Source organism: Micromonospora sp. NPDC005707, assembly GCF_040631005.1.
GTDB lineage: Bacteria > Actinomycetota > Actinomycetes > Mycobacteriales > Micromonosporaceae > Micromonospora.
Genome location: NZ_JBEXYR010000010.1, coordinates 195798 through 208087, shown reverse-complemented (window position 1 = coordinate 208087; position 12290 = coordinate 195798). Strand labels below are relative to the sequence as shown.

The following is a 12290-nucleotide window of genomic DNA, read 5'->3' as shown; positions in this document are numbered from 1 at the left end:
GGGCCGCGCGGCCCGGCACCGCGCGCTGACGGGGACGGCTACGGTCGGTCGCAGGTGGTGATCTTCGGTTGCCACCGGCAGGCCAGGCCGGCGAAGCCGCCGTCGGCGACCACGTCGACGGGCAGCGTGTCACCGGCCTGCATGACCCGCTGGCTGCGCACGAGCCCGCTGTCCCCGTCGGTGATCAGTTCCACCAGCCACCGTCCGGCGGGCAGGTTCAGCGGCACGTCCAGGGTCCGGGCGGCGCCGGCGGAACTCCCGCCCAGGAACCATCGCTCTCCGCTGCGGCGCGCGAAGACGGCGCTGTCGGCGGGACGGCCGGCGAGCAGCCTGGTCTCGTCCCAGACGGTCGGCACCTGTTCGAGGAAGCGCACCGCCTCCGGCCGCGCCTCGTACGACTCAGGAGTGCCAGCGAGGTCCTGCAGGCCGGACTCGAAGACGACCGACAGCCCCAACTCGTGGGCGTCGGAGGTCGGCCGGTTCCGGTGGAACCCCATCGGTGTGTAGTCCATCGAGCCGACCACGTTACGGGTGAAGGGGAGGGCGGTGATGTGGCTCGTGGTGAGGCTGCTCTTCTCGGCGCCGTGGACGCCCTCCATGGTCATGACGTGGGGCCAGACCCGGTGAATGCCCTTCGGGACGTTCGAGCCGTGGAAGTTCACCAGCAGCTGGTTCGCGGCTGTCGCGGGCAGGATCTCGTCGTACCACCGCAGCCGCTCCTGCGACTCGGAGTCCATGAAGTCGATCTTGACGCCCTTGACGCCCCACTCGTGCAGCGTCGGCAGCCACTCGGACCGCTCCTGTGGTGTGTCGAGGTCCCGGTAGTGGATCCAGACGACGATGCCGACGTTGCGCTCCCGCGCGTACCGGACGAGTTCCGGCATCCAGCTGGTGGTGCGCCAGTTCGGGTCGGTGACGTCCCACTGCTGCGGGTCGAAGTACCAGCCCGCGTCGACGGCGACGTACGGCCAGCCGCGCTGGGCGGCGTAGTCGACGTACCCCATCTGCTTGGTCAGGCTCTGCCCGGCGGCCCGCCCGCCGGCGAGCCAGGTCCAGAGCACCTGGCCGGGGTGGATCCACGAGGTGTCGCTGATTCGCGACGGTGGCGCCAGGTCGTCGACCAGCGTCGAGGTGGCGATCGTGTCGAGGTCGCCGACGACCATCACCCGCCACGGCGTCGCCAGCGGCCCGTCGACCAGGACGTTCTGGTCCCACAGCTTCACCCGGTAGGTGCCGGTGCCGTCGTGCACCAGGCTGCCGCCGGAGTACCGTCCGTCGAGGTTGGACTCGGCGATCATCAGGTAGGTGCCGTCGACGTCGAACAGCGCCGGGGCGAGATACTCCCGGTCGTCCGCGGCGGCGGCGGTGGTCTGGACGTAGGGGTTCTCGTAGTCCCGGCGGTGGTTCGCCAGCCAGGCCGTGCTCTCGGGGGGAACCGTGAACGCGGACGCCTCGCCGAGCACCGACCCGTGGTCGCCGGCCAGTTCGTACCGGTAGGCGACCCCGTCGCGGGCGGCCCGGACGACGAGGTCGACCCGGGCGCCACCCGCGCCGGCGAACCGGAACCGCGCCTCCCGGAAGATCGCGAGCCGCCGCACCTGCTTTCCGACGGTCGTCGTGTAGCGCTCGACGTCGGTGCGGTCGCTGCGACCGAGGAACCGCAGTCCGCCGGTCAGGTCGGCGCCCTCGGTGCGGATGCCCAACGTGCTGGGTGCCAGTACGGTCCGGCCGCCGCGGGATACCGCCAACGAAATGGTGCCCGCCGCCTTGTCGTGAATGACCTCCGCCCTCGGGGCGCCGGGTGCGGAGGCCGCCGCGACGGTCCATCGGGCCGTGCCCGCACGAGCGGGTGTCGCCGGGAGAGTTCCGGCGAGCAGCGTGGCGATCAGGGTGAGGGCGAGGGCCGCGATCCGCGGGGTCGGGCGGGCGGCGGTAGCACGCCGCGCCGACCGGTTTGGTGTGTGCTTCACAGGTGACTCCTCCTCGATTGTGGTGGGGAGACCGGTGGTCGGCGCGGGTGAGCGCCTCAGAAGATGCCCTGCTCGCGCACGACCTGGCGGAGCAGGGCATCGACGGCGGGTGATGCCGCGGGGAGTGTCAGCCCAGCGACAACCGGTCGAGGTCCGGTGCGGAGTCCTCGTCGTTGTGGATCTTGACGGTGTTGGCGCCCGCCTGAAGGGTGACGGGGACCGAGGTCGTGTAGGGCGTGTTGTTGCCGACGCCGCTCACCTTGACCTCGATGGGCGTACCGCCGTTGACGGTCACGAAGAACGAGCGGTCACCGTTCACCGTGAAGTCGATGAACAGGGTGTACTGGCGAGCCGTGTCGACGGTGACGTTCTCGAACAGCACGTAGGCGTCCGGGCTGCCGCCGATATTGCGCACCTTCTGTCCGCCGGAGCAGGGCGAGCAGCTGGTGATGCCGGAGCTGCCGAGCTGGTTGCCCGAGTCCTCGGCCTCCCGCATGAACACCCGGTCCGCCGGGCGCAGTTGCACCCGAAGGTCGCGGCTGACCTGGTTCGGCCTGCCGAGCGTCTCGAACGACGCCACGACCGGGATCTTCGCCGAGCTGACGTCCTGGCCGGCCGGCGAGGTGATGGTCCAGCTGCCCTCCAGAACCTGTCCGAGGCGCATCTCCCTGGACGTCGCGGCGCCGCCGGTGATCGACCAGCCGGCGGGGGTCACTGGGGCCATGCTGACCTGGTCGAGTGCGTCGTCGACATCGAGCCGCAGCCGCGCCGTGACGGTGACCGACTGCTGCCCCGGGCCGACCCACTGCACACCGGCGGGCTCCACCGTCATCGTGGTCCGCGGCACGGAGGACGCCGGTGGCAGGGGCCCGACCGAGATCCGGTCGATTCCCGGCCCTCTGGCAGCCGAACTGAACAGCGTGATGGTGTTGGCGCCGGCCCGCAGCGGCACGGCGATCGCCGAGGCGACGGGCACGTCCGGGTTGTCCGCGGCGATCGGCACGTCCACCGCGGTTCCGCCGTTGACGCTCACCGCGAGCGAGGCGTCGGGGCCGCCGGCGGTGTGGTCGATCTGGAGCCGGTAGGTGCCCGCCTCCGGTGCGGTGACGCCCCGGTAGGTGACCGAGTTGCGGGTCCCGCCCCCGAGCCCGACGACCTGGTGCGAACCGGAGCAGGCGAGGCACTTCGTCGGCTTCGCTTTGCCGCTGAGCGCGTTGCTCCGCGACTCCGCCTCCAGCGGCAGTTGGGTGCCGGCAGCCCCCGGGTAGTCGTAGGCCACCTTGACCTCGTCGATCCGCAGCTGCCGGTAGAACGTCGGCGCCTGCGGGCCGCCCCAGGTGTTCAGGACCTCTAGCTTGATGAATCGGGCGCGCTGGTCGCCGATGTCGATGAACTGCACCCCGCGGGCGCTGGGCATCGCGCCGCTGCGTACCGGTTGCCCCCAACGCACGCCGTCCTTGCTGACGTAGACGCGGTAGTCCTTGATCCGCGCCGAGTCCTCCGGCCGGCCGAACGACTCCCGGGCGTAGGTCGGCGACCACTCGCGCTGGTTCACCGCGAGGTACCTCGCCTTGCGGGTCTCTCCGAGGTCCAGTGTCAGCGAGACCGGCAGTTGCCCGTTGCTGTCCCAGTAGTTCTCGAAGCTTCCGTCCACCAGAGCACCGGCCGGGTGGCCCTCGCTGGAGGACGGCGCGGACGCCTTGATCATCGACTGGGGGTAGAAGGACTGCTGGCCGGCGGTGCTCACCTGGAACACCGTGTCGTAGGTGTCCCAGGTGTCGATGCCGAGGATCGTCAGGTACCCGCCGGACTGGCTGAACCGCATCCGCTCGCCGGTCCTCAGGTCACTCACGCCGGTCACCCGGTAGCCGTTGTCGCGCAACCGCACCTGATCCGTCCGCGGCCGGGTCAGCACGTGCACGTACTGGGTCTTCGCACCGGGTTTCACGGTGATGACGCCGTGAGCCCCGTCGTTCCAGAAGCCGGGCTGCAGGCCGCCGTACATGTAGCCGCCGCCCTCGGTGCCGACCAGCGAGGACCGGATCGGTGGCACCCATTCGGCCATGAAGTTGTTGAACGCCTCCTGCTGCGCGGGGAACTTGCCGTTCACCATCGGTGTCTCCGCCATGAGTGACTTCATGGACGAGCCGGCGTTGGTGATGTAGCGACCGGTGCTGAGCCGGACGTCGACGGCGTGGTCGCCGCCGTCGTACCACCAGGAGCCGGTCGTCGGCAGCTTGTAGTCGGCCTCGGTGAGGCGCGGCATGGGGGTGAAGGCGGCCTGCGGGTAGTCGTAGGCCGGGGTCATGCCGGTCTTCTGTTCATTGCTGACCGTGTCCATGATCGGCGTGTCCTCGTTGTTGTTGCTCAACAACCAGGACGGGCGCTTCTCCCGGATCTGCTCGTAGAGGTGGTTCCGCTCCCAGTAGGCGTTGTCGTTGTCGATCCAGAACCCGGCGAGGTCGGCGTAGTTCTCCATCACCTCGAAGAAAAGGTCGTAGCTGAACATGCCGAACCCGTCGCGGGTGGTCAGGTCGACCTGCTGGCCCTTGTACGCCGAGTAGGCCGCCGAGTCCAGCGTCTCGACACCGAGCTCGTTGTGCCACTGGGGGTCGTCGGTCATGTAGAGGATGACTCGGACCCCCTTGGCCTTGCCGGCCTCGATGAGCTCGCCGAGGATGTCGCGCTCGGTGGCGCAGCTGCCGGGGATCTTCGACGGCCAGGGCCGGGCGTACCCGAGCCGGCTGTGGAAGGTGGCCAGGACGATGTAGGAGGCGCCGAGCTTGCGGGCCTCGTCCACCCAGTAGTCCGGGGTCCAGCCGCCCTCGGTGACGTCGTCCTCCCACTCCGCGCAGTCGCGGTGGGCCGGGGCGGTGAACATTCCCCAGTGCAGGAACAGGCCGGCTGTGGAGTCACGCATCCACTGTTGTCGCGGATGCTGGACCTCCGCGTGGGCGGCGGGGGCGCTGATGAGCCCCGCGGTCAGGACGAGCACGAGCGCGGCGCCCAGCAGGCGCCACCTGCTCCACGCTCGCTCGGATCGTGGTCGGGTACCGCCGTGCGGTCGAAGTCTCATGGGGACATCGCCTCTCGATGGTCTGTGTGGTCAGTGGTTACATCGAGGTTTCGACTGAAGACATCCGATGATTGCAATCGAAATCGGCGATGGTCAAGACCTCCGTTGGTCCGCCGTAGGGTGCGACGACCACCAGCGCAGGCAAATCACACGGGACGATGAGGGAGGCGACCAGGCTTTTCCGCCGCCGGGCCGACGTGATGAACAGTCATCCGATCGCTGCCGGCCTACCCGCCATTCATCGGATGACCGGCGCGGGTCCCGCTGGTGGAATCCGGCTGCCTGGACGACGCGGACGAGGTGGACCACCGCGCTGGCGCAGTCCCCGGACGGCATCTGCGGGCGCAGTCCGTGGCCGAGCAGCCAGTTCCGGGTCACGGCGTCGAACTCAATTCCAGGTATCCGCGAAGCGTACGACTTCGCGGTCGACGGCTCGGTGCCGCGGGTTGGGCGTTCACACCGGTCCAAACAGCCGAAGATGCACGAATCCGAGGAATGCCGCGCACCGGGCAGTCATCCGATCGATCGGGCGGAGGACGGCGCGTTTCCCGGGTCCAGACGTTGACATTACGCCCAAAGGTCGGATGTACTGCGCTCCAGCGTTGACTCTTCGCCACTCCCACCACTGTCCGACCTCACGAGAGGTGGCTCAATGCGGAGCAAGCCCCGAGCATTCCGGGTGGCGGCCGCACTCGCGGCCGTCGTCGCCCTCAGCGCCTGCACGGTCGGTGACAATTCGTCCACTGCGGACGGCAAGCACGAGGTCACCTTCCTGACCTTCGAGACGCCGAACCTCACCCCCGAGTACTGGGATGCCGCGATCAAGCGGGTGACCGACAAGAATCCGGACATCACCGTCAAGAAGCTGGTGGCCCCGACCGCGGACGGTCGGACGGCGTACGCCAAGCAGCTGCTGCAGTCGGGCCAGTTCCCGGACGTCATGATCGCGGTTTCCCCGGCCGGGTTCGCCGAGGCCGGAAACCTCTACGCGTGGCAGCCGGACGAGCTGAAGGACTTCCTCTACCCGACGGCGAACCCGATCGACGGGAGGTACTACCAGCTGCCGGCCAACACCCAGACCATCCCGCCGATCTACTACAACAAGAAGATGTTCGCCGACGCCGGCGTCACCGCGACCCCGAAGACCTGGGCCGAGCTGCTCGACGCGTCGGCGAAGCTGAAGGCGAAGGGGTCCACCCCGTTCGTCATCGGCGGCGGGAAGGATGGCTTCGCCTCGTCGATGATCCTCTCCGGCCTCGTGAGTGTGGACCTGTACGCGAAGACGCCGGACTGGCTGACCAAGCGACGGTCGGGCCAGGTGAAGTTCGCCGATCCCGACTTCGAGAAGGCGCTCGGCAAGTTCGCCGACCTGGCCGCCAAGGGCTACCTCGACAAGTCGACCGTCTCCCGGGACTACGCCGCCACGGAGCAGGCGTTCCTGGACGGCAAGGGCGCGATGTATCCAATGGGGAACTGGTTCGCGGCGAACGCCGACACCAAGAAGCCCGGCTTCGAGATCGGCGTGTTCAACTTTCCCACTGAGGACGGCAAGGTCGTGGCGCCCGCGTACACCGGCGGCGGCATGATCGTCAGCGCGAAGGCGAAGAACCTCGACGCGGCCAAGAAGTTCGCGCTGGCCTTCCAGCTCGACAAGGAGCAACTCGACGCGTCCGTCAAGGCTGACGGACTCTTCCCCGCGATCAAGGGCTACACGCTGCCCTCAAACGTGGGTCCGGTGTTCAAGGCGGGATACGAGCTCTACCAGCAGGCGCAGGCCCAGCAGGCCGTCGTGCACGCGTTCCGCTGGGAGACGGCCGACGACGGGCTGCTGCCCGGAATGGCCGACAAGGTCGATTCGGCCGCACAGGACTTGATCACGGGACGCAAGACGCCCGCTCAGGCCGCCGCCTTCCTCGACACGGAGTGGTCGAAGGCCGGCTGATCCGGCGACGCGTACGACCGGGTGTGGAGAGCGCGCTCGCTCTCCACACCCGGGCGGACCAGGGCTGGCGACGGTCGACCGGTAGGGATGGAAGGAGTAGGCGCAATGGTTGCCCAGGTCGCTAGGCCTGCCACACGGCCCGCATCGGAGGAGACGAGAAGAACCCGGCGACGACGCCCGTTGGGGCCGGCCCTCGGGCACTTCGCGTCGTTCGCCGCGCCGGGGGTGCTGATCTACGCCTGCTTCGTCCTGGCGCCGATTCTGGTCAGCCTCGGCTACAGCCTGACCAACTACAACCCGTTCAACCCGCCGACAAAGTACGTGGGACTGGAGAACTACCAGCTGCTGCTACACGACGACCAGTTCCTCACGGCGCTGCGGGTGACGACCATCCTCACCGTGATCGTGGTGATCGTGCCGAACGTGCTCGGGCTGGCGGTCGCGCTGCTGCTCGACCGGCACGGGTGGCTCTACAACGCCCTGCGCAGCGTCTTCTTCACCCCGGTCATCCTGAGCTCCGTGGTCGTGAGCGTCATCTGGTCGCGCCTGCTGGACAGCGAAGGACCGCTCAACGAGGCGCTGAGGGCCCTCGGCGTGGACCAGCCCCCCGGCTGGCTCTCCGATCCAGCCGTCGCCCTGTACTCGGTGGCGTCAATCATCAGCTGGCAGATGCTCGGCTTCTGCGTCGTGGTCTACCTCGCGGGCCTCCAGGGTGTGCCCGTCGAGCTGCAGGAGGCAGCGGCGATCGACGGCGCCGGCCCGATCCGCCGGTTCCGCGCCGTCACCTGGCCGATGCTGGCGCCCGCCCTGACCGTCAACACCGTCGTCCTGCTGATCTCCGCGTTCAAGGCCTACGACTACATCAAGGTGATCACCAACGGCGGGCCGGGATCCGGCACCACCGCCACCATCGCCTTCAACGTGCTCCAGACCGGCTTCGACGCCAACCACGGCGGCTACGCCTCCGCCATGGCGATCCTGATGTTGCTCATCGTCGCGGTCGTGACCGCGATCGCGCTGAGGTTCCTGCAGCGCCGGGAGGTGGACCTGTGAGACACAGCAAAAGCTCGTTGCTGCGTCCCGGCGTCGCGATCACGCTCGCCGCGGTCTTCTTCGTGCCGCTGTACTTCGTCCTGGCGAACGTCTTCAAACACGGCGAGCTGATCGCCAAGCAACCCGCCCAGCTTCCGCTGCCGCCCACACTGGCCAATATCGAGGCGGTGCTCACCCGTCCGGATCGCCTGTTCTGGGTCAGCCTCACCAACAGCATCGTCGTCACGCTCCTGTCGGTGCTGGTGCTCATCGTGCTCTCCGCGATGCTCGGCCATTACCTCGCCCGTACCCGCAACCGGTGGACCCGGGCACTGACCCTGCTCCTGCTCTGCGGGCTCATGATCCCTCCGCAGGTGATCCTGATACCGATCACCGACGTGCTGCGGTTCACCCACCTGATGGCGACGCTGCAGGGTCTGGTGCTGTTCAACGTCGGCTACTACATACCGTTCGGCATCTTCGTCTTCATGGGCTTCATCCGCGCCGTACCGGTCGAACTCGAAGAGGCGGCGCGCATCGACGGTGCGAGCCGGATGCAGGTCTTCTGGCGGGTCGTCTTCCCGTTGCTGCGCCCCGCGACCGCGAGCGTCGTCATCTTCCTCAGCGTGTGGATCTGGAACGACTTCATCAATCCGCTGATCATTCTCGGCCCGAGCCAGGGGACCACGATCACCACCGGCATCTACCGCTCCATCGGGCAGTACCAGGCGGATTTCGGCAGCCTCTTCGCGCTGATGTTCCTGGCCACGCTGCCCGTGCTGATCTTCTACCTTGCCCTGCAACGACAGTTCGTCAAGGGCCTGACCGGAGGCGCCACCAAGGGGTAGCCGGAGGCGCCGCGCGCCGGCACACACACCGACAGAAATTGACGTATTGGATGTGCGACATGAATTCTGGGAGCGAGGCATGAGGCTCTTGCGGGTGGGCGCACCAGGACGGGAGCGCCCGGCACTGCTGGACGAGGCCGGCCGACTGCGCGATCTCAGCGCGGTGATCGACGACGTGGACCCATCGTTGTTCGCCACCCACGGCGTCCGGCGGCTGGCGGACGTCCCCGCGGCCGAGTTGCCGGTTCTCGCCACCGAGGGACTGCGCATCGGACCACCGCTGCGACCCGGCAAGATCGTCTGCATCGGCTTGAACTACCGGGACCATGCCGCCGAGACCGGTGTCCCGCTCCCGACCGAGCCGGTCGTCTTCCTGAAAGCCCCGGACACTGTGGTGGGACCCGACGACCCGGTTCTTGTTCCGCGCGGCAGCACGAAGACCGACTGGGAGGTCGAGCTCGCCGTCGTCATCGGACGCACCGCCCGCTATCTGTCCAGCATCGAGGAGGCGATGGACTGCGTCGCCGGCTATGCCGTCGCCCACGACGTCTCCGAGCGGGAGTTCCAGCTCGAGCGTGGCGGCCAGTGGGACAAGGGCAAGTCCTGTGAGACGTTCAACCCGTTCGGACCATGGCTGGTCACCGCCGACGAGATGACCGACCCGCAGGCCCTGGGGCTGCGGCTGTGGGTCAACGGTGACCTGCGGCAGGACGGCAACACCGCCAACATGATCTTTCCGGTGGGGGAGATCATCCGCTACCTGAGCCAGTTCATGGTGCTCCACCCGGGCGACGTGATCAACACCGGGACTCCCGCCGGAGTGGCACTGGGGCAACCCGAACCGAAGCCGTACCTGGTCGCGGGCGACGTGGTCGAGCTGGAGATCGACGGGCTGGGGCGCCAGCGCCAGGAGGTGGGGCAGGCATGAACTTCACCGACCTGGAGGTCCTCGACGTCCGCTTCCCGACCTCGCGCGAGTTGGACGGCTCCGACGCGATGAACCCCGACCCCGACTACTCGGCCGCCTACCTGGTGCTGCGCACCGACGAGGTGGACGGGCATGAGGGGCACGGCTTCGCCTTCACCATCGGCCGCGGCAACGAGGTGCAGGCGGCTGCCATCGCCTCGCTGCGGCCATACCTGCTCGGCAGGTCGGTGGACGCGGTCCTGGCCGACCTTGGCGGTTTCTGGCGCGAGCTCGTCCACGACTCGCAGCTGCGCTGGCTCGGCCCGGAAAAGGGCGTCATGCACATGGCGATCTCAGCAGTGATCAACGCGCTGTGGGACCTGCGGGCCAAGCGCGAGGGGTTGCCGTTGTGGCAACTGCTGGGCCGACTGAGCCCGGAGGAACTCGTCGAGCTGATCGACTTCCGCTACCTCACCGACGCCCTGACCCGGGACGAGGCGCTGCAAATCCTGCGCACCGCGCAACCGGGACGCGCCGAGCGCGAGGAACTGCTGCGGCACGAGGGGTTCCCGGCCTACACCACGTCGCCGGGCTGGCTGGGCTACGACGACGACAAACTGCGCCGCCTGTGCAAAGAAGCGGTGGCGGAGGGCTTCGCCCAGATCAAGCTGAAGGTCGGCGCGGATCTGGCCGACGACATCCGGCGGATGGACATTGCCCGGCAGACCTGCGGGCCGGACATCCGCATCGCGGTCGACGCCAACCAGCGCTGGGACGTGCCGGAGGCGATCAGCTGGGTGCGCGAGCTGTCCCGGTTCGACCCGTACTGGATCGAGGAACCGACCAGCCCGGACGACGTCGTCGGGCACGCCGCGATCGCCCGCGGCGTGGCACCGATCCGGGTCGCGACGGGCGAACACATCGCCAACCGGGTCGTCTTCAAGCAACTGCTCCAGCTCGAGGCGATCTCCTACGTGCAGATCGACGCGGCCCGGGTCGCCGGGGTCAACGAGGTTCTCGCGATCCTGCTGCTGGCGGCCAAGTTCCGTGTGCCCGTGTGCCCGCACGCGGGCGGGGTGGGTCTCTGCGAGTTGGTCCAGCACTTGTCGATGTTCGACTTCGTCGCCGTGTCCGGCTCGATGCAGGACCGGGTCATCGAGTATGTCGACCACCTGCACGAACATTTCGTCGATCCGGTGGTGGTGTCGCGCGGCCGCTACATCGCGCCGACCGCACCGGGCTTCAGCGCCACCATGCGGTCGGAGACGCTGGCCGAGTACGTCTTCCCGCACGGCCCGGTGTGGTCCGCTGCGGGCACACCTGGTCCGACGGTGAGTGGGAGCGGCGGCGGGCGGCACCGCGACGAGGACGACCGGACCGATCGGGAGGTAAAACGGTGACAGGTGAACGAGGCGAGTTCACCGGGTTGAGGGCCCTGGTGACCGGCGGAGCGTCGGGCATCGGGCTGGCAACGGCGACCCTGCTGGCGAAGCGCGGCGCCCGCGTGGCCTGTCTGGACCTGCGCCCCGACGCGGTGCCCGAGCCGCTGCTCGGTTTCGCGGCGGACGTCGCCGACGACCCCTCGGTGCGCGAGGCCGTGGCCGCCGCCGCCCGAGCGCTCGGCGGCATCGACGTACTGGTCAACAACGCCGGCATCGGAGCCCGCGGCACGGTGGAGAGCAACCCGGACGACGAGTGGCATCGGGTGCTCGACGTGAACGTGGTCGGGATCGTCCGGGTAACCCGCGCCGCACTGCCGCACCTGCGCGGGTCGTCCCACGCGGCGATCGTCAACACCTGCTCCATCGCGGCGACCGCGGGACTGCCGGACCGGGTGCTCTACAGCGCCAGCAAGGGAGCGGTGCAGTCACTGACGTTGGCGATGGCGGCCGACCACCTGCGGGAGGGGATCCGGGTCAACTGCGTCAACCCCGGCACGGCGGACACGCCGTGGGTTCGCCGGCTGCTGGACGCGGCCGAGGACCCGACGGCGGAGCTGGCCGCGTTGCAGGCCCGCCAGCCCCTCGGCCGGTTGGTCAGCGCGAACGAGGTGGCAGCGGCGGTGGCCTACCTCGCCAGTCCGCTCGCCGGGTCGACCACCGGCACCGTCCTCGCGGTCGACGGCGGCATGCAGGGGCTGCGGCCGCGCCCTGCCGCGGATCGTCCCGACTGAGGGGAAGGAGCTGCCCCATGCAACGGATCGCCCTGCACACCCGGCTCAAGCCGGGCAAGGAAGGCGAGTACGACACGGTGCACCGGGTCATCCCCGCCGAGCTGGACAGTGCGCTGCGGGCGGCCGGGGTGCACTCGTGGCGGATCTGGCGGGACGGGCGCGACCTGTTCCATCTGGTCGAGGTCGAGGACTACCAACGGATGCGACACGAGCTGCGGGACCACCCCGCGAACGTGCCCTGGCAGGCCCGGATGGCGGAGTTGCTGGAGATCGAGGACGACTACTCCGGCACCGACTCAGGGCTGCGCCTCGTCTGGGAGCTGCCGTGACCGCTGTCCGGTT

General features: G+C 68.8%; 9 protein-coding genes. 7 read left to right on the top strand and 2 right to left on the bottom strand.

Annotation, left to right across the window (positions count from 1 at the left end; all coding sequences use genetic code 11):
- Positions 1–38: 38 nt before the first annotated feature.
- Both ABZ452_RS21940 and ABZ452_RS21935 read right to left on the bottom strand, forming a co-directional pair.
- Positions 39–1970 (bottom strand): glycoside hydrolase family 97 catalytic domain-containing protein, encoded by a 1932-nt coding sequence (locus ABZ452_RS21940; protein ID WP_357945837.1) that lies wholly within the window; start codon positions 1968–1970, stop codon positions 39–41.
- Between the two features lie 127 nt (positions 1971–2097).
- Positions 2098–4890, bottom strand: coding sequence for an alpha-L-fucosidase (locus tag ABZ452_RS21935; protein WP_357945835.1), 2793 nt, complete (start codon positions 4888–4890; stop codon positions 2098–2100).
- A gap of 808 nt (positions 4891–5698) precedes the next feature.
- Between ABZ452_RS21935 and ABZ452_RS21930 the strand changes: the two genes are divergently transcribed.
- From ABZ452_RS21930 to ABZ452_RS21900, 7 genes are all read left to right on the top strand, one after another.
- Positions 5699–6988, top strand: a complete 1290-nt coding sequence (locus ABZ452_RS21930; RefSeq protein ID WP_357945832.1) for an extracellular solute-binding protein — start codon at positions 5699–5701, stop codon at positions 6986–6988.
- Positions 6989–7168: 180 nt separating this feature from the next.
- On the top strand, positions 7169–8041 hold the full coding sequence (locus tag ABZ452_RS21925) for a sugar ABC transporter permease (protein ID WP_357945829.1): 873 nt from the start codon (positions 7169–7171) through the stop codon (positions 8039–8041).
- Positions 8038–8868 (top strand): carbohydrate ABC transporter permease, encoded by an 831-nt coding sequence (locus ABZ452_RS21920; RefSeq protein ID WP_357945826.1) that lies wholly within the window; start codon positions 8038–8040, stop codon positions 8866–8868. The genes ABZ452_RS21925 and ABZ452_RS21920 overlap by 4 nt, the downstream gene beginning before the upstream one ends.
- A 79-nt stretch (positions 8869–8947) precedes the next feature.
- On the top strand, positions 8948–9796 hold the full coding sequence (locus tag ABZ452_RS21915) for a fumarylacetoacetate hydrolase family protein (RefSeq protein ID WP_357945824.1): 849 nt from the start codon (positions 8948–8950) through the stop codon (positions 9794–9796).
- Entirely contained in the window at positions 9793–11175 is a 1383-nt protein-coding gene (locus ABZ452_RS21910; RefSeq protein WP_357945822.1) for an L-fuconate dehydratase, read from the top strand. The genes ABZ452_RS21915 and ABZ452_RS21910 overlap by 4 nt, the downstream gene beginning before the upstream one ends.
- Positions 11172–11948 carry an SDR family oxidoreductase gene (locus ABZ452_RS21905; protein WP_357945819.1) on the top strand — a complete coding sequence of 259 codons (777 nt, stop codon included), beginning with the start codon at positions 11172–11174 and terminating at the stop codon, positions 11946–11948. The genes ABZ452_RS21910 and ABZ452_RS21905 overlap by 4 nt, the downstream gene beginning before the upstream one ends.
- 17 nt (positions 11949–11965) lie before the next feature.
- Positions 11966–12277, top strand: coding sequence for an L-rhamnose mutarotase (locus ABZ452_RS21900; RefSeq protein WP_357945816.1), 312 nt, complete (start codon positions 11966–11968; stop codon positions 12275–12277).
- Positions 12278–12290: the final 13 nt, after the last annotated feature.

Excerpts from the sequence above, each read along its gene's own strand:
- ABZ452_RS21935 (WP_357945835.1), bottom strand. The coding sequence starts at position 4,890 with ATGCGTGACTCCACAGCCGGCCTGTTCCTGCACTGGGGAATGTTCACC.
- ABZ452_RS21900 (WP_357945816.1), top strand. The coding sequence starts at position 11,966 with ATGCAACGGATCGCCCTGCACACCCGGCTCAAGCCGGGCAAGGAAGGC.
- ABZ452_RS21915 (WP_357945824.1), top strand. The coding sequence starts at position 8,948 with ATGAGGCTCTTGCGGGTGGGCGCACCAGGACGGGAGCGCCCGGCACTG.
- ABZ452_RS21910 (WP_357945822.1), top strand. The coding sequence starts at position 9,793 with ATGAACTTCACCGACCTGGAGGTCCTCGACGTCCGCTTCCCGACCTCG.
- ABZ452_RS21930 (WP_357945832.1), top strand. The coding sequence starts at position 5,699 with ATGCGGAGCAAGCCCCGAGCATTCCGGGTGGCGGCCGCACTCGCGGCC.